Origin of the sequence: Streptomyces sp. NPDC017246 (assembly GCF_044331325.1) — a bacterium.
Classification (GTDB): domain Bacteria; phylum Actinomycetota; class Actinomycetes; order Streptomycetales; family Streptomycetaceae; genus Streptomyces.
The window spans coordinates 33304-52829 of sequence record NZ_JBIRMW010000002.1 but is presented as its reverse complement, the minus strand read 5'-3'; the positions used below and the strand labels follow the sequence as shown (position 1 = coordinate 52829).

Here is a 19526-nt window from a genome sequence, read left to right as displayed (position 1 = left end):
CCGCGGTGGCGACCGTGGTGGCTTCCGCCGCGACAACGACCGTCCGTCCGGTGGCTTCCGCCGTGACGACCGCCCCTCGGGTGGCTTCAACCGCGACGACCGCGGCGGCCGTCCCTTCGAGCGCCGTGACGACCGCCCGGCCGGCGGTCACCGTGGCAGCGACCGCCCGTTCAACCGCGACCGTCGCGACGACCGCCCCGCCGGCGGCTTCCGCTCGGGTGGCGGCGACCGCCCGGTCGGCCGTCGTGACGACCACCGCGGCACCGGCACCGGCACCGGCACCGGCTCGACCGGTGGCTCGTTCCAGCGCCGCGACGACAAGCCGCGCTGGAAGCGCAACGGCTGAGGTCGACCCGGTCGGCTGAACTGACAGAGCAGGGCCCGTACGGCACTTCGGTGACGTACGGGCCCTGCTCGTTGTCGTGGGCGGGCCCGGCACCGGGTTCCCGCCGTCCCCGGCACCGGGCCGGGCGGGCCCCGCGTCGTACCCGTGTACGACGGGATACGCTCAGCGGGTCGACGTGGGTGAGAGGTGCCGGCCAGGGGGCCCGGCGGAGACTCTCCCCGAATCCGGCACACCGGCTTGAGCAGCGGTCCGGGCATCAGCCGGACTTTTCAGGTTTCCCGGGGAGGGGCCTTCTTGTCTCGTTTCGCAACCGCGCGGCGCCCCCGCGCCCGTATCGCCGTCCTCGCCACGGCGTTGCTCGCCTCGGGCGTCGTGCTGTCGCCCGTGGTGACCGCGCAGGCCTCGCCGATCGTGGGCATCGACCAGCTGGACGTCGCGCCGAACTGGCGGGCCGTGCCCCGGCAGCAGACCGTCACCGCCGTCGGCCCCACGGGCTATGTGCACGAGACGGAGGACCCCGACCGGTCGTACGGCGGGGAGCTGGAGTGGACGGACTTCACCGACCCGGCGAAGAGCGTCCGGCTGGGGTACGGCAAGGGGTTCCTGCCGTTCGCCGAGTCCGGCACCGGCGGGCGCCATCTGTACGTCCAGCGCGGCGTCGGCGTCCACGCCGTCCGTGACCTGGAGACCGGCACCGAGCGGTCGCTCGACATACCCGGGGACGTGAGCTACCGGGGCCTCGTCGGCGACACCCTGATCTTCCAGCAGTACGCCTCCGCCGAGGACACCGGCACGACCACCGGGTACTACCTGGTGCGCGCCGACGACCCGAACGGGACCCGTACGCCCGTCACCGGCTGGCCCGCGGACGCCGGTCTGCACCTGGCGCGGCTCGCGGCCGGCGACGGTTCCACCGCCGTCATCCGCTTCGGGCGGTCCGCCGACCCGAACGCCTACGACTACTCCGACCTCGGCGTCGTCGATCTGCGCACCGGACAGATGACCGTGCTCCCGGCACCCACCCCGGCGGGCAGCGTGCTCGTCGCCCCGGTGGCCCTGAGCCCGGACCGGCTCGCCTGGGTGGACGGTTCCCGCACCGTCCATGTGCGCGAGCGCACCGCCCTGACCGGCCCCGAGCGGACCCTCGCCCTCCCCGCCGGCCTGAGCACCGCCCGTATCGCGCTGGTCGGCGACTGGATCCTCGCCCTGGGCGAGGCCCCCGGCACCGACGGGGCCCTGCAGCGGAAGCTGGTCGCCCTGCACCCCGACCGGCCCGCGCAGACGCTTCTGACGGGGGCCGAGGCGGAGCTCACCCAGATCGCGGGCGGCGGCGCGGCCGTCGTCGGCGGCACGTCCGCCACCGACTGGTCCCTCCTCAAGGCGGTCCCGGGCAAGGGTGGTGGCGCGCCGGTCCTGGAGAAGCTGAGCCGTGTGGAGCCGCTGCCGGCCGAGGTGCGGTCGCTCGCCCTCGGCGCGGGCCGGCTCTCCACCCTGGAGTCGAACACGTCGAAGGGCAGCGGCTTCTACGGACGGACTCTGCCCGTCGGACCCGTGCACACCGGTGATCCGCAGCCGGTGTGGGCGGGCGCCGAGCCGAAGCGGCTGGAGAACGGCACGCCGCTGTTCGACAGCGGCGACGGCCGTACGGTCTATCTGGCCCGCGACGACTTCAAGCCGTTCGAGGTCACCTCCCGTACCTCGGCCGGCCTGGTGAAGCGGGTGTCCACCGGGGAGACGAACGGACGGATCGCCGACGCCTTCGGCCGCCGCGCGGTCTTCCAGAGCGGTGGCACGACACGCGTCGTGGACCTCGACGCGGGGACCGTCGTCCGCACGCAGACGTCCACGACGGCGGCCCTCTGGGGCGACACCCTCTACTCGGCCACGGCCGCGACGGGTGAGCTGGCCCGTACCGACCTGGTCACCGGCAAGGACCTGGGCAAGGTCACGACCGGCACGGCGTGCGCCCCGACGGAGGTCCAGGCGGCCGCCGGGCGCTGGGTCTACTGGGCCTGCGGGCCCACCAAGCAGCGGGGCGTGGTCGACCTCAGGACGAACACGAAGCTGCAGCTGTCCCCGGGAACGGCCGACGACGCCCTGCTGGGCGACGGCTATCTCGTCGACCGGGACCCCGACGCGTACCTCCGGCTCACCGACCTGACCGCCGGCAAGCCCGCGGTGCGTACGCTCGTCGACTCGGCACCCGTACGAGGCCCCCGCCGGGAGGCCTGGACCGTCGACCGCTTCGGCGGCCCGGTCGCGTACAAGGACGCCGGCAACCGTGTCCACGTCGTGTGGCCCGGCGTCCCGACCTCCGACCTCAGCACCCCCTCGGCGCGCCCGGCGACCACCATGCGTCCGCAGGACGGCTGGAAGGCGGCCTGGACGCTCTCCAAGCCCGCGTCGAGCTGGCAGCTGACGGTCCGCAACTTCTACAGCTGGGCCCTGGTCCGCTCCTACGGGGGCGGCGAGACCCGCAACGGCATCGCGGTCACCTGGGACGGGAAGTCCGCCGCGGGCAGGACCGTGCTCAACGGCCAGTACTCCTGGGAGCTGACGGCGACGACGGCCGACGGCAAGGGCCAGGACCTCATCACCTCGGGCGTGATCACCGCCTCCGGCGGCACGCCGTCCTGGCGGGACCTCGCGGGGAACGACATGCAGGGCGAGCTCCTGGCGATGGACACGGCGGGCGCGGTGTCCATGTACCGGGGCGACGGGTACGGCGGTGTGTCGGCGCGGATCGCCGGGACGGGCACGAAGTTCGCGACGAGCTCCGTCCTGGTGCCCTACGGCGACGTGAACGGCGACGGGTGCGCGGACGTCCTGGCCCGCGTGGGCGACCAGCTGCGCGCGTACCGGCCGGGCTGCGGGAAGGTGGTCTCGGCCTCCTCCCCGTACACGCCGATCGGTTCGGGCTGGGGACAGTACGACGTCCTCACGTCCCCGGGCGACGTGAACGCCGACGGTTTCACCGACCTGATCGCGCGCCAGACGTCGACCGGTGACATGTACTTCTACGCCGGCACGGCCGACCACCGGGTGAAGTCCCGGGTGCGGATCGGCACCAACTGGAAGCTGTACAAGAAGATCGTCGGCGCCGGCGACCTGAACCGCGACGGCCGCGGCGACCTGCTCGGCATCGACGCGGCCGGCGTGCTGTGGCGCTACAACGGCACGGCGACCGGCGGCGTGACGGCCAGGGTCCGGATCGGCACCGGCTGGGGCGTCTACTCGTCCCTGGTCGGCATGGGCGACCACTCGGGCGACGGCTGCCCGGACCTGGTGGCCCGCGACACCGCCGGCAGGCTCTACGGCTACCAGAACACCTGCGCCGGCACGTACGGCGGCCGCGTCCTGATCGGCACGGGTGGCTGGAACACTTTCAAGGCCCTGTTCTGATCCTGACGCCGCGTCGCATCCCCCGAGCCGCGTCGCATCCCCCGACCCGTGTCGGATACCCGATCGGTTCGGGGGAGCTCTCGGGCTATGCTGCACGGGTGTGCTTGTCCACGGGCCGTTAGCTCAATTGGCAGAGCAGCGGACTTTTAATCCGTTGGTTGTGGGTTCGAGTCCCACACGGCCTACACACAGGGCCCAGGTCAGAGACCATCTGACCTGGGCCCGCCGCCATTCTCAGCCCGCGGAAGCGCCTTTGCTCAGCCGATGCTCAGCCGAGATGTAAACGCATCAGCCCCCGAGAGCGGACGCATGCACGCTCTCGGGGGCAGCCTCGCGGAGGAACGGAGGAGTGGCTCCGGCCGCCACTGGCGAACCGGCCGGAGCCGTCCTGCCTGCCCGTGTTCCGCCATGACCACGGACGAGCAGGAGATCAGGTGCGGCTCAGTAGCCGACGGAGAGGTGAGGACTGCCCGGTCGCGGCCTCGTCCGCCGTCACGCAGCCTGCGGTGTCCTTGTGCCAGTACGCCGTAGGCCGGGCGCCACTCGCCGACTCGGGTGCGATCGTGAGGGCCTCGCCGGTGATGGGGTGCCCGCAGTAGGTGCAGCGCTTCATGGGCGGGCCTTCCTTTTGTGGCACGAGCAGTCGCAGCGCGGCGCCGGGAAGACGAGCACCCCGTTCACGCGGACCTCGTCGAGCTTGCACCAGCTGTGCTCAGCGACTACGCACTCGGGCCGGAACACCACCCGGCTGGTCTTGGCCTTGAACGCCGCGCTCACAGCGCCGCCCCGGCCGGCTGGTCGTCCGTGAATACGTACAGCGGGATCCTGCCGCGCGCCTCCGCGCAGGCACGGTGGGCGTAGATGTGTGCGCCGCCCTCCTCGTCGCGCTGAGAGCGGACACAGACATCGGCTCCAGGCTCTGGGCAGTACATGCAGTGCCGTGGCCTGCGGGTTCGCGTCGCCATGGGTCGACCGTAGGCCGTGAAATTTCATGGGCGCCCGAGGATTTCTCCGGATTTCTCGCGGAGTCCCAGCGGTTTCCCGGATGGCTCACATTGGTCCGAGGGATGCCCTCACGCGGCCGAGTAGCCGTTGGGCCTGGACCCCCGTCACAGCGGAGCCCTGGAGCCACTCCCAGGCCCGTTCGTAGGTCTCGATGGAGTCGGTGTCGGCGAGCCACATTTCGGTCCCGATGGTCTCGACGATGACGAGGCGCCGGTCGTAGATCCAGAACGCGTGTGAGGGGGCGCGGCGCAGCTGGGCGCCGAAGGGGACGATGCCGAGCTCGATGGTGTCCAGCCCGATGACGCTGATGAGCCTGTCCAGCTGCGCGGCCTGTACCGCGGGGGTGCTCGTGCGGGTGTGAAGGGCGGCCTCGTGGATCAGGAACTCGAACCGCTTGTCGGGGTCGTAGAGGGCCTCCTGACGGCGCAGTCGCGCGCGGACGGATCCCTCGATGTCGCTGTCCGTCTCGCGGAACTCGGCGGCGGCCCGGAAGACGGCCCGCGCGTACTCCGGGGTCTGGAGGAGCCCGGGTACGCGGACGACCTCGACGGCGCGGGTGAGGGTGGTGACGGCGGTCTCGGCGATGGCCTGCTCCTGGCGTGCACGGTGGCCGGCGACGAGCTGGCGCCGCCACGATCGGTAGGTGGACTCCAGGCCGGCCGCCCTGCCCTTGAGCTCGGGCAGGGCATCCGGGCGGCCGACGGCCTCGGCCCATGCGGCGAGGTCCTCCGTGCTGGGAGTCTGGCGGCCGTTCTGCAACTTGCTCACCTTGGACGGTGGCCAGCCGAGTCGGGCCGCCAGGCTCCGCCCGTCGAAGCCGGCCTCGGCGCGGAGCTCGGAGAGGCGGGCGCCGAGGGCCTTCCTACCGGTCTGGTAGTCGGTCGTCACCCGGCCGACGGTACCCGCTGCGCGTACTCGCGGACGGAGACCGCGTGGTGCCACGCGGCGTCGCGGGCCTGGCAGGCGGCGGCGATGTCGGCCGGGTCCTCGGAGAGGACGACGCCGAGAGTCGTGTCGTCCTCGTCGAAGACGAACCGCGCGAGGATCTTGGAGTCGAAGAGCCAGAAGTCCCCGGTCGGGAGGTTCAGCCGGTCGGCCTCAGCCCGGGTGAGGATCCTGATGTCCTCGCCCGCCTCGACGTTGGCCTTGCTGGTCGCCAGGAGGTAGCGCTGGCCCTCGGTCATCGGCTCGTCGACGAGGCGGACGCGCTCGAACCGACGGCCAGCGGCTCGGGCCGCGGTGACGTTGGCGTGCCAGGAGGTGGCGGGGTCGGCAGCGATGTCCTCGCCCGCCTGCCAGCGGGCCCACTTCTCGCTGTGACGGTCGGTGGCGTAGCCACGGCGGGTCTCCAGCCGCCACGCGGTGTGGCGGAACTCGCGGAACAGGTGGGCCGCCTCGGCGAACGGGATCATGTCGCGGGGCTCGGCGCGCGGGGCGAACCGGGTAAGGAGGTCGCGGGGCACGGCGACGAACGCCTCGTGCTCCTTCACGTGCCGGAGCTCGGCGAGCTGCTCGGGTGCGGTCACGCGGTCGCCCTGGACGAGGATCGTGTCGGTGCCCTCGACCTCGTACAGAGTCGGGCAGTCACCCTCCTCGGACGTAGTGCCGATGAACCTGAGCGCGGACATGGGGTCTCCGTTCGGTCGGGGCAGGGAGCACCCAGGATTACCGCTCCAGGGCCGGGACGGGCCCAGAACGCAGAAAGCGCCCCCTCCGCCCGGAGGCGAAGGGGGCGTGCTCATCCGGCGATCAGCGGCGCGTCATCCGGTGCAGGCTCGGGGGGCTCCACACCGCGGTCTCGCATCGCGGTCTTGAGCGCGAGGACGTACCGGCGCAGCGCGCCGATCAGACGGGCGTCGTGCTCGCGTCCGGCCTCAAGTTCCGTGATCCGACCCTCGGCCGTGGCCAGCTCCGTACCCTGCCGAACCAGCTCAGCCGCGATCCCCGCGATCGTCGTCAGATCCCGGCGCGGCTCGGCGTCATCGGTGTCTTGCTCCTTCGGCTGCCGGGGCCTGGAGATCCAGGCCACCGCCACCGCCACCACCCCACCGACCAGCGTCGACAGGATTCCGGTCACGGTCTCAACTTGCATGCTCCGCCCCTCTCGTACAGGCGGCGGCTGCGCGCCTCAGGGTGGCCACCTCCCGGTGCAGAGTCACCAGGCGCCGGGTGGACGCCGCGAGGACGGCCAGCAGCGCGGGGAACGCGCCCCACGTGACGCCTGAGTACCACCCCTGAGGGAACTCGCCGAGGAGCCGGGCGCCGGTGTAAGCGACCGCCCAGACACCGGGCATCGCGGCCGCGCACAGCCACCCCCACCAGTCCCGCCCGGACCGCAGTACCGACGCCGCGCATGATGCTGCGCCGGTCACGATCCAGACCCACCCCCAGACCGCGAGAGGGGCGAGCGACGTTAGCGCCGTCGCCCCTCTCGCCGTCCCGAACCGAGGGTCGGCCAGGAGGCCGGCCCCGTAGTTGATCCAGGCAATGCCGCAGATGAGCAGCGCGGCGCCGCGGTAGCCGAGTCGGCGGCCGGCCTGCCGCGCCAGGCCGGTCATCACACGTCCTTGGCGAGGCTCGCCGAGTTCGTGACGGACCGCCAGCGGGCGATGAGTCCCTTCACGAGCGCGAGGCTGGCGGCGACTCCGGCCATGCCGGCGGCCTCCCACATGCTGAGGTCGAAGGGCTTGGTGACGACTACGGCGCCGAGCCCGGCCTGGAGGCCGGTGGACACGACGCGCTCGGCGAGGTCCCGGACGTAGGTCTTGCCGGTCTTGAGGACGGTCTCAGCGTTCGGGAGATCGACGGAGTGCGGTACGGACATGGTGGTGATTCCCTTCACTTCGAGGTCTTGGGGACGCGGAGCGCGGCCCAGGAGGTGGGGCCGGGGATGCCGTCGGCGTCGGAGCCGCGGAAGCCGAGCTTGCGCTGCCACTTCGCGTAGCTGAGGCGGTCGGCCTCGGTCCAGCGCGGGCCGGGGCCCGACTTGTACGCGGAGCAGCCCTCAGCGACGAGGCGGCGGCCCATGGCGGTGATGACGGGTGAGCTCGCGCCCGTGCGGAAGAACGAGGTTCCGGGGAACGGCGCCAGGGCCGGCCGCGTCGGCGGGGTGGGCTTAGGCACGGCGGGCTTCGCCGGGTCCTTGCCGAGGCGGGTCTGCACGCGCACGCGCATGGCGGGCATGCCGAAGCCCTTGGGGTCGGACTTCCAGTCGGACCACTCCAGGTGGCCGATGACGGAGCGGGCGCCCCAGCCGTGTGCGCGGCACAGGGCGGCGGACACGCGCTCGATGGCGAGCAGCTGCTCGGCAGGCCACGGGTCGGTGCCGTTGCCGAGGTTGACGCACTCGAACCCGTAGAAGCGGGAGTTCCCGTCGACGGCTCCGGGGCTGCCCTGGTGGACGCGCGGGGCGGGCGGCCGGTCCCCATACGTCTCGGTGATGACGGCCTGGAGGACGGACGGGTCGCCGCCGCCGGCGTGGTTCGCGCGGCCGTTGCCGACGAGGTGGACGGTGCCGTCCTTGGCGATGACGCCGTGGCAGAGCGGTCCGGGCAGCCCCGCGTAGCCGTTGAAGCACATCTCGACGGAGGAGGCGGTGCCGGAGCTGACGGTGTGGTGGATCATCACTCCGGCCACCGGGCCCCAGTCGCCGACCGAGTTGCGGTTGTGGGTGCGCCAGCCGGGGTGTTCGACGACGGTGACGCCTTCCGCCCGGAGCGCGGCGAGGAGGCGGTCTGCGGACAGTGGTGTGGCCATCAGAGGTCCTCTCCGGCCTGCGCGATGAGCGAGGCCCGGACCGCAGCGTCCTTGGACTCCAGGAGCTTGCGGAGTGCGACGGTGAGCTCGGGGCCGTCGAGGTCGGGCCGGGCGACCAGGCCGTGCGCGAGGTCAGCGAACGGACGGCTGACCTCAGCCAGGCGGTCCGGGAGGTGGTCGTGGGAGAAGAAGCGGAGCACGTTGGCGATGGCGGGGTGCTGGGTCATGGGGCCTCCAGATATGACGAAAGCCCCGGCCGGATCGGCGCGGGGCAGGCGGGCGGGCAGGGTCAGGGGGTGGTCGGCTCCGGTGGCCTCCAGGTCTCGGCCGCAGTCTGGAGGCGGGTGATGTCGAGGATCTTCTCCCCGCCCATCGTGGGGAGGAGGTCCGCAGCGAACTGGCGGATCAACTCGTCCAGCGCCTCGCCGTCGAAGACGTTCGCGGGGTAGCTGGGAATGCCGACTGAGACGTGGACCGGCCCCCACTCGGGGTGCCACAGCTGGACGTCGTAGCCGATTCCGGCCTGGTCGAAGGCGGGGAACGTGGGCATGGGCGGGCCCTCCTGGTCAGGTAGCGGAGATGCGGGTGATGCCGAGGGTCACCACGGCGGAGATCGACGAGCCGGACTGGGTGTTGAGGTACAGCTCGATGTATCCGCCGGCGGCCAGGACGACGGTGCCGGTGGCGGCGACCTGCATGTTGCCCGCCGAGCCGCGCTGGGAGCCGACCCGCGTACCGGTCGCCGGGGAGGCGCTGCCGTTGGCGCGGATCTCCCCGCGCGCGTCGGCGGTGCTGAGGGCGCCTGGCCAGGTCACGCCGCCGTGGATGAGGTAGACGCCGGCGGCCGGGGCGATGAGGCGGGTCGGCTGGCCGGCCGCCCACATGCTGGACGTGTTGCCGCTGATGGTGCTCGTGAAGGTGACGGCGGTGTACGTGCTGGCCCCGGACGGCACAGTGGCCGCGCCGGCCACTGCCTGGACGTGGGGCTGCACCAGCCCGTTGATGGGGTCGGCGGTGATGGTCTGTCCGGGCTGCACGATGGGAGCGACCACAGGACCTCCTTACAGGGCGTAGACAGCGGGCCGGGCGACCCTCACCGGGGTGGTGGCGGTGTGGGACTTGGTCACGCCGTTGACGGAGCGGATGACCGTGAACGTCTGGGGCGAGCTGGCGCCGGTGATGGCGGTGACTGTCATCTCCTCGCCGCCGACAGTGATGGAGATGGGCATCTCTGCCGGGGTGGTGATCCAGGGCAGGCCTGCCGTGGTGGTGACGGAGAAGGAGGTGGCGCTCGAGGTGATGCCGGAGGTGAGCTGGGAGCCGGACGTGTCGCACTTCGCGTGGGCGGCGGCGTTGTAGATGCCGACCCGCCATGGCGTGCCCGGGTCGCAGATGAACGTGATCTGCCAGACCTTGTCGCCGACCTCTTCGGTGTAGCCGCGGATGATGAGGTCGACGTCGTCGGGCCCGTACTCGTCGGGCAGTTTGGTGAGCCGGATGAGGTCGCCGATGTCGGCGGCGAGGATGTCGTGGGCGAGCGCGGCCGCGCGGGGGTTGGCGAGGTTGATGGTGATGCGGGGGTAGCGCAGGCCCTGCGTGGTTCCGAGGTGGACTCGCCACCATGCCTGCGGCAGGGCCTGGGCGTCGTCCTGGAGGGACAGGGTGACGGCGTCCTCGTACTGGCCCACTCCGGCCGGCGGATCGGCCACGGACATCGGGCCGGTCGTCTCGACGGCGCGGGCGGTGGATCCGCCCTCGCGGGTGACGGCGATGTCGTTGCGGGTGAGCCGGTCGTCGGGGACGGGCCGCAGTTCGCCGCTGATGACGCCCTGGCTGTAGTCGAGCGTCACGGCCGGGGCCTGGGAGTAGAGGCTGGCGCGTGTCCGGTAGAGGAGCGAGCGCGCGTCACGGCGCTCCAGGAGGTAGCCGAGGTCGGCGTCGGAGGCAACCTCCAGGGTGTCGAGGAACGTGGCCGGCCGCTGCACGCCGAGCCGCTCGGAGGCGGCGGCCTCGCCGTCGAGGTCGAGCGGGATGCCTTGTTCGCCTGCGAGGCGGACGGCGCGGGCGCCGGCCGTCTCCCCGGGAAAGCCGCTTCCGGCCCGGTAGACGTCGTCAGGGTCGGGGGAGCCGGTGCCCCAGTAGGTGAGGTAGCCCAGGGACACCGGCTCGGAGTTGGAGGCACCCAGGAGCGCGGTGTGGCGGATGGCCGAGAGTGAGGTCGTGGCCGCGGCGTAGGTGTCGCCTGCGATGACCTGGCCGTCGACGTACAGGGTCCACAGGGTGTTGCCCCCGGTGACGTACACCTGGAAGCGGATGTGGTGCGGGCGTCCGTCGAAGATGTTGATGGGGGTGACGTTGATGAGGAGCGTTGTCGTGCCGGTGTTGATGTCCTCGACGACCACACGGGCGGCGTTGCCGAGCCGGTCGGTGACGATGGACCACTCCAGCCGGGACGTCGCGGGGTTGCGGTCCATGAGGCGGACGATCTCGACGTCTCCGCCGCCGGCGCGGACCCATTCGACGGCCCACTCGGTGGCCGCCGAGGCGGACGCGGCGACGGTGGCGGACATGTCGCTGTTCGCGCCGTTCTGGATCTCGACGACCGGGGCGAGCCACTCGGCCAGAGTGCCCTTGCCCCATGCGATCTTGGAGTCCGCTTTCGATGAGCGCATGGGCGAGCCGGTGCCGATGAGCGGGGCGCCGGCGGTGGCCTGCGTGCCGTCGGTGAGCGGCCAGCACTCGATGGGCGCGGTGGCGGTGATGGCCCGGTGGAGCGCGTTGTCGAGCGGGCGTTTGCCGATACCGAGGCGCCGCATGATCCCGGCCGGGGTAATCGACATCACGCTGTCGTTGCCGCTCGGGTGCCGCTGCGGCGACCAGGCGGGCACCTCTCCCTCCAGGCGCACGTGCTTGTTGGACAGCGTGACGCCGGCGGTGAGGGTCCACACGCGGCCAGCGTCGTCGGTGAACGAGCTGGCCCCGGGCAGGGCCTGCTTCTCGGGGCGCACGTCGACCCTCAGGACGGCGTTGTCGTAGACCTGGACGGCGTGGACCCGGCCGCGGACGCGTGGCAGGCCAGAGAATCCGTCGGGCGTGAGGGAGAAGTCGCTGTTGCCGATGTCCAGGGGCGCGGTGCCGTCGAACACGGACGTCGTCCCGGACAGGGTGACCGGGTCGCCGATCGGCAGCCACAGAGGCGAGTCCAGACGCCGGGCGTACAGGAACCGGATCGTGCATCCGGCGGCGCCGTTGTTGATGTCGAGGGTGGCGCGCAGGACGATGCGCTGTCCGTCGTAGGCGGGCACCGGTGCGGTCGCGGCCACCCACCGGCGCGAGGCGACGGTGCCGTTGGGCGACCACAGCAGCTGCGGCACCCTGTTCTGCGCGATGCACAGCAGGTAGGACACCTGAGAGCCGGTGGTCCGGGCCCGTGAGACCAGAGCGGCGGGAACCGCCCACGACGTGGGGGCGACGTCGACTCGGACGTCCAGGTCCCCGGCGACGCCGAGCGAGGCATGGTCGGGTGTCGAGACGACCGGCGACCCGGACGCCGGGAAGTCCAGGTGCGGCCCGCCGCCCTGGACAGCGAACCGGATGGGCGTGTTGGGGCCGAGCCCGTACAGCGCGGAGGCCGGGTCGTGCACGGACACCTCGCGGGCCCGGTTGCCGAGCACCATCGGCGCGGAGGCAGGGGCCGCGCGGGTCCCGCTCCCCGTGAGGCCGCGGGTGATGCTGACGGTGGTCGACTCCCGCACGCTCACCGCGTGCCAGGCGCCGGAGTAGTACAGCTCGGTGGTACGCGGCGGCGGCAGAGAGACCATGGGGCTACTCCTCTCCTGCGTAGCGGGCGATGGACCCGTTGCCGGTGGTGGCGACCTCGTACTGCAGGAAGTCGCGGAACCCGTTCCGGTCGGCCTGCGCGGTCACGAGGACCTGGACCGGCTGGACCTTGCCCGTGGACGGGGCGGCCATCGTGGTGGGTGTGTGGGTGTTGATCAGGGCCTCCAGCTTGGACAGCGGGAGGACGGCCTCCTGCTCGCTGCCCTCGCCGATCATGGCGAGCGTCGGGCCCGTGGTGACGCCGCCCTCGGCGAGGTAGGGGATGTACGGGATGAACGGGATGCTGATCCCGGGCACCCTGTTGGCGCCGCTGATCAGCGTGTTGATGCCGCCGATGGCGTTGTTGATCAGCCAGATCGCACCGTTCAGCGCATTCTTGAGGCCGGTGGTGATGCCGTCCCACATGCCGCCGAAGAAGGAGCCGATCCGCTGCACGGCTGAGCGGACGTTGGTGATGAGGGTGTTCCACTGGGCACTGACGAACGACGTGATCGCGCTCCACACCCGGACCGCGTCCGCCCGGGTCTTCTCCCACGCTCCGGCGAGAAACCCGGTGATCGCGTTCCAGACCCTCAGCGCGTCGGCCTTGGTCTTGTTCCACGCCGCGGCGACGGCCCCGGTGATCGCGTTCCACACGCGGATCGCGTCCTGCTTGGTCTTGTCCCACGCCGCAGCGAGGAACCCCGTGATCGCGGTCCAGACCCTCAGCACGTCTTCCTTGGTCTTCTCCCATGCCGCGGTGAAGAACGAGGCGATCGCGTTCCACACCCGGATCGCGTCCGCCTTGATCTTCTCCCAGTACGCGACGAGGGCCGCGGCAACCTCGTCCCACTTCATGACGAGGACGACGACGATCGCGATCAGCGCGACGATCCCCGCGATGACCAGGCCGATGGGGTTCGCCAGCATCGCGATGTTCACGATCCAGATGGCGGCCGCCATCAGGCCGAGCGCGGTGACCAGGATCAGGATGACCGGCACCAGTTCCTTGATCGTGTCCTTGTGCTCCTTGATGAAGGAGCTCACCGTCTTCACGAGGGGCAGGAACGCCTCGCCGAGGGTCATCTGCAGCGTCCGCATCGCCGCGTCCATCTGCCGGGCCGGGTCCGCCTCCATCGACTCGGTCAGCTTCTTCGAGGCGCCGGCCGCTGTGTCCATCCCGGACGCGGCCTTGGCCGTCTGCGGATTCATGGCGAGGAGCGCGTCGGCCGCCTCACCGGCCATGTCGCCGAAGAGTGCCACGCCGAGCTGTGCCCGCTTGGCCGGGTCCTGGACGCCTCGGAGTTTGTCCAGGGTGAGCTGCAGCGCGTCGGCTGCGGGCTTCCCGCCCTTGCCGATGTCGGCCAGCATCTTCGTACCGTCCAGGCCGAGGCCCTTGAAGCCTTCCTTGGCCCGGTCGGTTTCCTCGGACGTGATCCTCGCGAACTCGTGCAGCACGTCGCCCGCTTGGTCCAGATCCTTGCCGCCGGCCTTCACGAACTGGCTCATCATGCCGAAGCTCGTCGCGGCGTCCAGGCCGATGCGCTTGAAGTGCGTTCCGTACTCGCTGACGATCGCGGGCACGTCGGCCAGCATGCTCTTGGGCAGGGTCTGCGCCGCGCGCGCGAGGACGTCGAAAGCTTCCTTGCCGTCCTTCGCGAGGCCCTGTTTGAGGAGCTGGCCGGCCGCCGTCGAGGCGTCGGCGACGTCGACCTCGAGCTTCTGCGCCAGGCCGAGGGCGCTCTTGGTCATGTCCTGCAGCTCGGCGTCGGTGAAGTCGCCGAGCTTGCCCATGGCGGCCGTGACGGTGGACAGGCCGGAGGTGACCTCCTCGAGGGACTCCCCGAACCCGTCGGAGAACACGTCGCCAGCGATGCCGCCCGCCCGCTCGGCCTCTTGCTCGGTGAGGCCGAGGGAGTCCTGCAGTTCGTGCTGTGCCTCGGCGATGTCCATCGCTCCCGCGATGCCGATGGCGAAGACCGCGCCGGCGGCGACACCGGCGGCGGCGGCCGGGGCGGCGAGGCCGTCGAGGCGGCTGGTGGTCTCCTGGGCGCCCTCCTCGACGCCGGAGGAGTCCATGCTGATGCGGACGAGCAGCTCGTCGAGGACAGGCATCACGCGCCCCTTTCTCGCCGGTCGGGGCGGCGGTCGAACCCTGCTTGGATCCCGCGCACGGCGGCCAGGAGCTCGCGGCCGGACTTGCGGGGGCGGGCGGTGCGGCTCCACTGGACGAGGTGGTCTTTCAGCTTCGGCCGCTGCCCCTTCTTCATGTGGGGGGCGGCCATGTCCATGCCGAGGCGGGCGGCGACGACGTCCATGCGCGAGGGCCCGAGCGGGCCGTAGAGGTTCTGGTAGGCGATGAGGCGGATGATCTCCTCCTCGGTGAAGCGGTCCAGGACCTCGCCAGGGGGGATGCGGTAGGCCGCGCTGAGGTCGTAGAGGAGCCTCAGCTCTGGCCGTCGCCGAAACCCGCCTCCGCCTCCTTCACGCGCTGGGTGAAGTCCTTGCTGTCGTCGGACAGGTGGCGGACGAGTTCGAACAGACCGTTGACGATGCCCGCGCTGCGCTTGGAGAGGATGGAGATGCCCTCGCGCAGGTCGGGGAAGACGAGTTCGTCGGTCTCCTGGTCGCGCAGGGCCTTGGCGACGATCTCGGCCTTGCGCGAGCGGACGCTCATCTCGATGCCGTCCGCGGAGTCCTTCCGGGTCATCTTGGCGAGGCTGTTCTGGTAGGCCTCCCAGTCGCCGGACGGCAGGCCGGTCACCCGGAAGCGGGCGTCCTTCGCCCACTCGGGGATCTGCACGTCGTCCTGGCGCCGGATGTCCTGCGCGGCGCGAATCTGGTCCTTGAGCGATGCCATGGTGTGTCGGTCTCCTGTCAGCCGGTGGCGGTCAGTTCGGGCTTGCCGCTGATCTTGAAAGTGACCGAGCGTTCCATCTTGTCCTCGGTCGGGTACTCGTCGCCGATGCTGGTGATCAGGGCAGAGAAGTCCCACGTGTGCTCGTCGTCGGTCCCCGGGAGGATGACGATCTGGTAGTCCCGCAGGTCCTTCTCCTCGAAGTCGGCGTCCAGAGCCGTGTGGGAGGTGGCGGTCGGGTCGTAGTTGACCGTGATCTCGACCTCGCCGCCGTCCTTGAGGCCCTTGATGAACTCCCTGTACTGATCCGGGGAGTCGTGGGCGGTGACCTCGATCGCCTCGCGGCTCCTCGAGGGGCCGCTGATGTCGGACACGTTGGCGATCACACCGAAGCTTCCGGAGCCGGTGCTGTCTCGCTTGAACTGCGTGCCGAATGCGTCCTTACCTGCCATGTCAGCCTCCCAGCTTGATGACGGCGACGGTCACCGAGGTGACCGAGTTGTAGGTGATGGCGGCCCGGTCGTTCGCGCCGCGGAAGTCGCTGGTGAGCGCGACGACTCCGGTGTCGCCGGCCGCGACGACGAGGGTGGCGTCGGCGATGGCGAGCCCGTTGCGCGTGCCCGGGGTGGCGATGGTGACGGTGTGCGGGGACGCGTCGCCGTTGAAGACGACGAGGGCGTAGCCGGGGCCGCAGGGGGCGGTGTCGCCGCCTCCGGCTGCGGCGACGGCGGCCGCGGCGAGGTCGGCGACACCGGCGGCGCCGGTGACGGGTACGGCGGTCAGGGCGGCCATGTGGGCTCCTGTCTGCGTGCGCGGGGGCGGGTCAGGGGGTCTGTTCGGTGACGATCCGGAAGCGGAGCACGAGGTGGCGGATGTCGCCGGGGGGTTCGGGGTCGGTGAGGGGCTGGCCGAACTCGTACCGGGTGACGATGTGGGCGAGGCCGGGGATGGTGAGCGGCTGGTGGTCGAGCAGCGCGGTGATGCGGGCGCCGATCTGCAGCACCCGCTTGAAGCCCCGCTGTCGGTCCCACACGTGCAGGGTCGCGACGGTCTGGCGGCCGAAGCGGTCGTGCGCGTTGCGGGGGGTCTCGATGGCCTCGCCGAGGTGGATGTACGGATAGACCGCGGTCTCGGGGACGAAGTCGTAGACGCCGGTCACGAGGGCCATGAGCGGGGCGTCGGCGGTGAGCTTGCCGTACAGGGCGGTCTGCACGGCGAGGAACGGCAGGGGCGCGGTCGTCACGGCAGGACCCTCCTCACCTCGGTCTTGACCCGGTCGTTGATCCGGTTGCGTTCCTGCTCCAGGGCGGGCCCGAGCGTGGGGTGGGCGGGCATGCGTTTCGTGCCGAACTCCTGGTAGATGGAGTAGCGGTCATCGGCGTCCCACCAGCCGACCTCGGCGACCAGGCGGGCGTTCTCGTACCGGGCCTTGACGGAGCTCTGCAGGTTGCGGGAGTCGACCTTGACGGCGCCCTTGACGCTGGCGATGACGGCCTCGGCCGACTCCCGCAGGGCCTTGAAGAGTGCGTGGCGGACCTCGGCGGGGAGGTCCTCGATCCGGTCGGTGAGCCGCTCCAGGCCCTCGATCTCGATGGTGAGCGGGCCCTGTCGGCGGACGGTTCCGCCGCGGCGTGCTCGGGAGCGGGGCATGTCAGGCGCCCTCCTCCTGGATCAGCTCGGCGAAAACTTTGGAGTAGATGGGCCGGGACGGCTGAACGACGGACAGGACGCGGAACCGTTGCGCCTGGCCGAGGCCGTCGTTGCCGTGCAGCTCGTCACCGCGGCGGACGTCGGCGGAGGCCCGGAGCCACACGTCGTGGCTGTGCTTGGATCCGGCCTGCGCCGCGACGAGGCGCTCGGTCGGCGAGGGCTGGTCCACCTTCGCGCGGACGGTGGCCTGTTGGACGAGGGTGGTGTCCTGTCCGCCGGCGCCGTCGTCGACCGTGACAGGGCGCCAGACTTCCAGGCGCCGGGTCAGGTACTGGCCGACGCTCACCGCGATTTCAGCGCGTGCGCGCCGCCGCCGAAGCGGGCCTCCAGCCGTTCGCGCCAGTGCTGCGGGAGTTCCATCTCGGTGATGCGGCCGTCGCTGGCGTAGGTGACGGCGTAGTCGCCGAGGCGTTCGGATGTGATGACCTTGTCGGCGGCCAGGCCGCTGCCGTCCTCCTCGGCACGCTGTGCCTTGAGGGCGCCAGCGGTCATCCTGCAGACGAGGTCGACGATGTCCGCGGGGACGACGGCCAGGCCGTGCGTCTGGGTGATGTCGACGAGCGAGGGCCCGCACCCGGACGTCCACCCGCACGCGCGCCACAGACGCCCGGAGACGAGCCGCCAGTCGGTGACCGCCTCGCCGTCCATCAGGACGGCGGCGACGGCGGTGACGGGCTGCCCGGGCAGCGTCAGCCACTGCCCGGGCTCACCCTCTACGGTCACCGTGGACGTCGCCTGAGAGATCGGCGTACCGGCCGCCTCACGGACCGCCGTAGAAGCGACGTCGAGGTAGGTGCCGACGATCGTCTCCTCGGCGGGCTCGACCGTGAGGCCGCGGGCGTCCAGGTCGGCCAGCGTCGCCAGGGGTGCGAGTGCCACGGTGCCCCCTCTCTCAGCTCATCAGGTCGATGAGGTCCTCGCGGGTGAAGTTGCCGGCCTCCTCGGCCGACATGCGCCCGGACTTGGCGACGAACGTGACCCACTCGGCCTTCGGCCCATCGTCGGCCGGGCGGCCGACGGCCGCCGCCTGCTCCGCGGCCGGGCCGTCGACGGGCTCGCGGGGCTCCTCGGGCAGCTCCTTGAGCTGCGCGAGGGTGAGCGCGTCGGCGTCCTCGGGGCTCATCGCGTGGACGGCGACCGCCCACGCGACCCACTCGGGCTTCCGCGCCGTCGCCCCGGGCCGCGGCAGGCCGTCGGTCGGCGTGTCCGCGGCGGGCTCCCGCGCGGCGGCCGCCGACGCCCAGGGGGAGCCGTCGGAGTGCACGCGCTGGATCAGGCCGCCGTCGTAGCGCTCCTGGATGGACTCGGGGAGCGGGAGGTCCATCGCGATGACGGCGCCGCCCTCCCCGCGCACGTAGATCGTCTCGGCCATGTCAGGTGTTCCTCGGGATCTTGAAGGCGGTGATCGTGGCGTCCACGGTCGCGGCCTCGATGAGGAGCGAGCCGTCGGCCTGGATGAACCGGCCGGACTCGAACGGGCCGATGAACTGCACGCCGGTGGTGGCCGCGACGGTGACGGACAGGTCGCCCTGCCCGGCGGCGATGGCCTGCGGACCGGTACCGGCCTTGACCTTGATGACCTGCTGCACGCCGGTGTTGACCACGCGCAGGAGGGTGAGCTCGGCGAACGCGTCGGCGACCTTCATGTTGTTCGCCGGGGCGACGACGGTGGTCGTGCCCGCGGGCTGCGCGAGGTTCCCGTTCGGCACCAGGTTGGAGTACGGGATCGTGGTGGTGGCCATGGTGGTGACGCTCCGATCAGGCGGCGGGGTTGATGAACGCGGCGGCCAGGTGGTCGGGCCGGATGACCTTCGCCCCGTACAGGGCCAGGCCCTTCACCGCGTCCGAGAACGAGGACTCCGGCCGGTAGGCCTCGGTCTTGTTCAGCTGCTCGGCGAAGGTGATGGCCTCCTTCACGCCGGCCTGGACGACGGTGGTGTCGCCGGTCGGCACGGGGCAGTTGTTCGACTCGTAGATGTCGAAACCCGCGGCGCGGCCGACGAGGCCGTTGCGCAGGCCGGCGTCCGTGCCCGCGTTGTCGGCCTTGATGAACCGGTCGTCCAGGAGCAGGGAGGCGTAGGCCTCGGGCGGGACGATGACGTACCGGCCGGCCGTCGGCACGTTGGCCTTGGTCAGCTTGGTCCGCAGCGGGACGAGGACCTTGTCGTAGAAGTCGGTCGGCGCGGTGTACGTGTCGATCGGGGAGCCCTGCGCGTTGAGGAAGTTACCGGCCGCGATCTGGGTGTAGAGGCCAGCAATGTACTGGTCCATCACGTCGGCCAGGCCGTAGGCGGCCTCGCTCATCGCCTGCGGCATCAGGCTCGACTTGGCCTGCCGCTTGTCGACGTCGTCGACCATGAACGCCCAGTACTTGGACTGGTCCACGGTCAGCGTGCGCTGGCCGGTGGTGAGCTTCTCCGGGGTGATGGTCGTCGAGCCGGGCACGTAGGTGCCGATCGCCGGCCGGGACACGGAGGTGATGCGGACGGTGTCGCCCGCGTCCGCGATCTCGCCCTCGTAGTCGCGGTTCACGACGCCGGGCGCGGCGTAGACGAGGGCCTTGCGGGTGGCGACGAGCAGCTTGCTGCTCCACACCTCGGGAACGAAGTTCTTCACGGTCATGGTGGGTCC

Annotated in this window: 25 protein-coding genes, 1 tRNA gene and 1 pseudogene; 3 read left to right on the top strand and 24 right to left on the bottom strand. The window is 71.4% G+C overall.

Annotation, left to right across the window (positions count from 1 at the left end; translation table 11 throughout):
* The 3 genes and pseudogenes from ACH4MY_RS04900 to ACH4MY_RS04890 all read left to right on the top strand — a co-directional run.
* A pseudogene (locus ACH4MY_RS04900) lies at nt 1-346 on the top strand (RNA helicase); the annotation flags it as partial.
* Nucleotides 347-640: 294 nt separating this feature from the next.
* Complete coding sequence (locus ACH4MY_RS04895; protein ID WP_397997631.1) at nt 641-3748, top strand: FG-GAP-like repeat-containing protein; 3108 nt, start codon at nt 641-643, stop codon at nt 3746-3748.
* Between the two features lie 112 nt (nt 3749-3860).
* Nucleotides 3861-3933: transfer RNA gene (locus ACH4MY_RS04890), tRNA-Lys, on the top strand.
* A 245-nt stretch (nt 3934-4178) separates the two neighbouring features.
* On the opposite strand, the gene ACH4MY_RS04885 is transcribed toward ACH4MY_RS04890, so the two are convergent.
* The 24 genes from ACH4MY_RS04885 to ACH4MY_RS04770 form a co-directional block, all read right to left on the bottom strand.
* Nucleotides 4179-4361: a hypothetical protein gene (locus ACH4MY_RS04885; RefSeq protein ID WP_397997628.1), complete on the bottom strand. Its 183-nt coding sequence runs from the start codon at nt 4359-4361 to the stop codon at nt 4179-4181.
* Nucleotides 4362-4521: 160 nt separating this feature from the next.
* Nucleotides 4522-4713 carry a hypothetical protein gene (locus ACH4MY_RS04880; RefSeq protein ID WP_397997624.1) on the bottom strand — a complete coding sequence of 64 codons (192 nt, stop codon included), beginning with the start codon at nt 4711-4713 and terminating at the stop codon, nt 4522-4524.
* A gap of 85 nt (nt 4714-4798) precedes the next feature.
* Nucleotides 4799-5641 (bottom strand): helix-turn-helix domain-containing protein, encoded by an 843-nt coding sequence (locus tag ACH4MY_RS04875; protein ID WP_397997622.1) that lies wholly within the window; start codon nt 5639-5641, stop codon nt 4799-4801.
* Entirely contained in the window at nt 5638-6381 is a 744-nt protein-coding gene (locus ACH4MY_RS04870; RefSeq protein ID WP_397997620.1) for a DUF6879 family protein, read from the bottom strand. The genes ACH4MY_RS04875 and ACH4MY_RS04870 overlap by 4 nt, the downstream gene beginning before the upstream one ends.
* Before the next feature lie 110 nt (nt 6382-6491).
* Nucleotides 6492-6830, bottom strand: coding sequence for a hypothetical protein (locus ACH4MY_RS04865; protein WP_397997617.1), 339 nt, complete (start codon nt 6828-6830; stop codon nt 6492-6494).
* Nucleotides 6831-6834: 4 nt separating this feature from the next.
* Nucleotides 6835-7311, bottom strand: coding sequence for a hypothetical protein (locus tag ACH4MY_RS04860; protein WP_397997615.1), 477 nt, complete (start codon nt 7309-7311; stop codon nt 6835-6837).
* The gene (locus tag ACH4MY_RS04855; protein WP_397997612.1) at nt 7311-7577 is read right to left on the bottom strand and encodes a hypothetical protein; all 267 of its coding nucleotides are present in this window, start codon (nt 7575-7577) and stop codon (nt 7311-7313) included. The genes ACH4MY_RS04860 and ACH4MY_RS04855 overlap by 1 nt, the downstream gene beginning before the upstream one ends.
* Before the next feature lie 14 nt (nt 7578-7591).
* Nucleotides 7592-8509: a peptidoglycan-binding protein gene (locus tag ACH4MY_RS04850; RefSeq protein WP_397997609.1), complete on the bottom strand. Its 918-nt coding sequence runs from the start codon at nt 8507-8509 to the stop codon at nt 7592-7594.
* Nucleotides 8509-8736, bottom strand: coding sequence for a hypothetical protein (locus ACH4MY_RS04845; RefSeq protein WP_397997607.1), 228 nt, complete (start codon nt 8734-8736; stop codon nt 8509-8511). Before ACH4MY_RS04845 ends, ACH4MY_RS04850 begins: the two co-directional genes overlap by 1 nt.
* Nucleotides 8737-8798: 62 nt before the next feature.
* Nucleotides 8799-9059: a hypothetical protein gene (locus ACH4MY_RS04840; protein WP_397997604.1), complete on the bottom strand. Its 261-nt coding sequence runs from the start codon at nt 9057-9059 to the stop codon at nt 8799-8801.
* Between the two features lie 16 nt (nt 9060-9075).
* Nucleotides 9076-9561 carry a hypothetical protein gene (locus ACH4MY_RS04835; RefSeq protein WP_397997601.1) on the bottom strand — a complete coding sequence of 162 codons (486 nt, stop codon included), beginning with the start codon at nt 9559-9561 and terminating at the stop codon, nt 9076-9078.
* Nucleotides 9562-9570: 9 nt separating this feature from the next.
* Nucleotides 9571-12330, bottom strand: coding sequence for a hypothetical protein (locus tag ACH4MY_RS04830; protein WP_397997598.1), 2760 nt, complete (start codon nt 12328-12330; stop codon nt 9571-9573).
* A 4-nt stretch (nt 12331-12334) separates the two neighbouring features.
* The gene (locus ACH4MY_RS04825) at nt 12335-14443 is read right to left on the bottom strand and encodes a phage tail tape measure protein (RefSeq protein WP_397997596.1); all 2109 of its coding nucleotides are present in this window, start codon (nt 14441-14443) and stop codon (nt 12335-12337) included.
* Nucleotides 14443-14646 carry a hypothetical protein gene (locus ACH4MY_RS04820; protein WP_397997594.1) on the bottom strand — a complete coding sequence of 68 codons (204 nt, stop codon included), beginning with the start codon at nt 14644-14646 and terminating at the stop codon, nt 14443-14445. Before ACH4MY_RS04820 ends, ACH4MY_RS04825 begins: the two co-directional genes overlap by 1 nt.
* A gap of 128 nt (nt 14647-14774) precedes the next feature.
* Entirely contained in the window at nt 14775-15188 is a 414-nt protein-coding gene (locus ACH4MY_RS04815; protein ID WP_397997591.1) for a hypothetical protein, read from the bottom strand.
* Nucleotides 15189-15205: 17 nt separating this feature from the next.
* Complete coding sequence (locus ACH4MY_RS04810; RefSeq protein ID WP_397997588.1) at nt 15206-15637, bottom strand: phage tail tube protein; 432 nt, start codon at nt 15635-15637, stop codon at nt 15206-15208.
* A 1-nt stretch (nt 15638) separates the two neighbouring features.
* Nucleotides 15639-15977 carry a hypothetical protein gene (locus tag ACH4MY_RS04805; protein WP_397997585.1) on the bottom strand — a complete coding sequence of 113 codons (339 nt, stop codon included), beginning with the start codon at nt 15975-15977 and terminating at the stop codon, nt 15639-15641.
* Nucleotides 15978-16008: 31 nt separating this feature from the next.
* The gene (locus ACH4MY_RS04800; RefSeq protein WP_397997582.1) at nt 16009-16428 is read right to left on the bottom strand and encodes a DUF3168 domain-containing protein; all 420 of its coding nucleotides are present in this window, start codon (nt 16426-16428) and stop codon (nt 16009-16011) included.
* Entirely contained in the window at nt 16425-16835 is a 411-nt protein-coding gene (locus ACH4MY_RS04795; RefSeq protein WP_397997579.1) for an HK97-gp10 family putative phage morphogenesis protein, read from the bottom strand. Before ACH4MY_RS04795 ends, ACH4MY_RS04800 begins: the two co-directional genes overlap by 4 nt.
* Before the next feature lies 1 nt (nt 16836).
* Nucleotides 16837-17181 (bottom strand): head-tail adaptor protein, encoded by a 345-nt coding sequence (locus ACH4MY_RS04790; protein WP_397997576.1) that lies wholly within the window; start codon nt 17179-17181, stop codon nt 16837-16839.
* The gene (locus ACH4MY_RS04785; RefSeq protein WP_397997573.1) at nt 17178-17774 is read right to left on the bottom strand and encodes a hypothetical protein; all 597 of its coding nucleotides are present in this window, start codon (nt 17772-17774) and stop codon (nt 17178-17180) included. Before ACH4MY_RS04785 ends, ACH4MY_RS04790 begins: the two co-directional genes overlap by 4 nt.
* A 13-nt stretch (nt 17775-17787) precedes the next feature.
* Nucleotides 17788-18267, bottom strand: coding sequence for a hypothetical protein (locus tag ACH4MY_RS04780; RefSeq protein WP_397997570.1), 480 nt, complete (start codon nt 18265-18267; stop codon nt 17788-17790).
* Between the two features lies 1 nt (nt 18268).
* Nucleotides 18269-18637: a hypothetical protein gene (locus ACH4MY_RS04775; RefSeq protein ID WP_397997567.1), complete on the bottom strand. Its 369-nt coding sequence runs from the start codon at nt 18635-18637 to the stop codon at nt 18269-18271.
* A 16-nt stretch (nt 18638-18653) separates the two neighbouring features.
* Nucleotides 18654-19517 (bottom strand): phage capsid protein, encoded by an 864-nt coding sequence (locus ACH4MY_RS04770; RefSeq protein ID WP_397997564.1) that lies wholly within the window; start codon nt 19515-19517, stop codon nt 18654-18656.
* Nucleotides 19518-19526 lie beyond the last annotated feature (9 nt).

Coding starts and splice junctions, on each gene's coding strand:
- ACH4MY_RS04810 (WP_397997588.1), bottom strand. CDS start 15,637: ATGGCAGGTAAGGACGCATTCGGCACGCAGTTCAAGCGAGACAGCACC.
- ACH4MY_RS04840 (WP_397997604.1), bottom strand. CDS start 9,059: ATGCCCACGTTCCCCGCCTTCGACCAGGCCGGAATCGGCTACGACGTC.
- ACH4MY_RS04805 (WP_397997585.1), bottom strand. CDS start 15,977: ATGGCCGCCCTGACCGCCGTACCCGTCACCGGCGCCGCCGGTGTCGCC.
- ACH4MY_RS04815 (WP_397997591.1), bottom strand. CDS start 15,188: ATGGCATCGCTCAAGGACCAGATTCGCGCCGCGCAGGACATCCGGCGC.
- ACH4MY_RS04825 (WP_397997596.1), bottom strand. CDS start 14,443: ATGCCTGTCCTCGACGAGCTGCTCGTCCGCATCAGCATGGACTCCTCC.
- ACH4MY_RS04770 (WP_397997564.1), bottom strand. CDS start 19,517: ATGACCGTGAAGAACTTCGTTCCCGAGGTGTGGAGCAGCAAGCTGCTC.
- ACH4MY_RS04885 (WP_397997628.1), bottom strand. CDS start 4,361: ATGAAGCGCTGCACCTACTGCGGGCACCCCATCACCGGCGAGGCCCTC.
- ACH4MY_RS04795 (WP_397997579.1), bottom strand. CDS start 16,835: ATGCCCCGCTCCCGAGCACGCCGCGGCGGAACCGTCCGCCGACAGGGC.
- ACH4MY_RS04850 (WP_397997609.1), bottom strand. CDS start 8,509: ATGGCCACACCACTGTCCGCAGACCGCCTCCTCGCCGCGCTCCGGGCG.
- ACH4MY_RS04880 (WP_397997624.1), bottom strand. CDS start 4,713: ATGGCGACGCGAACCCGCAGGCCACGGCACTGCATGTACTGCCCAGAG.
- ACH4MY_RS04870 (WP_397997620.1), bottom strand. CDS start 6,381: ATGTCCGCGCTCAGGTTCATCGGCACTACGTCCGAGGAGGGTGACTGC.
- ACH4MY_RS04775 (WP_397997567.1), bottom strand. CDS start 18,637: ATGGCCACCACCACGATCCCGTACTCCAACCTGGTGCCGAACGGGAAC.
- ACH4MY_RS04820 (WP_397997594.1), bottom strand. CDS start 14,646: ATGGACGTCGTCGCCGCCCGCCTCGGCATGGACATGGCCGCCCCCCAC.
- ACH4MY_RS04860 (WP_397997615.1), bottom strand. CDS start 7,311: ATGACCGGCCTGGCGCGGCAGGCCGGCCGCCGACTCGGCTACCGCGGC.
- ACH4MY_RS04780 (WP_397997570.1), bottom strand. CDS start 18,267: ATGGCCGAGACGATCTACGTGCGCGGGGAGGGCGGCGCCGTCATCGCG.
- ACH4MY_RS04845 (WP_397997607.1), bottom strand. CDS start 8,736: ATGACCCAGCACCCCGCCATCGCCAACGTGCTCCGCTTCTTCTCCCAC.
- ACH4MY_RS04830 (WP_397997598.1), bottom strand. CDS start 12,330: ATGGTCTCTCTGCCGCCGCCGCGTACCACCGAGCTGTACTACTCCGGC.
- ACH4MY_RS04855 (WP_397997612.1), bottom strand. CDS start 7,577: ATGTCCGTACCGCACTCCGTCGATCTCCCGAACGCTGAGACCGTCCTC.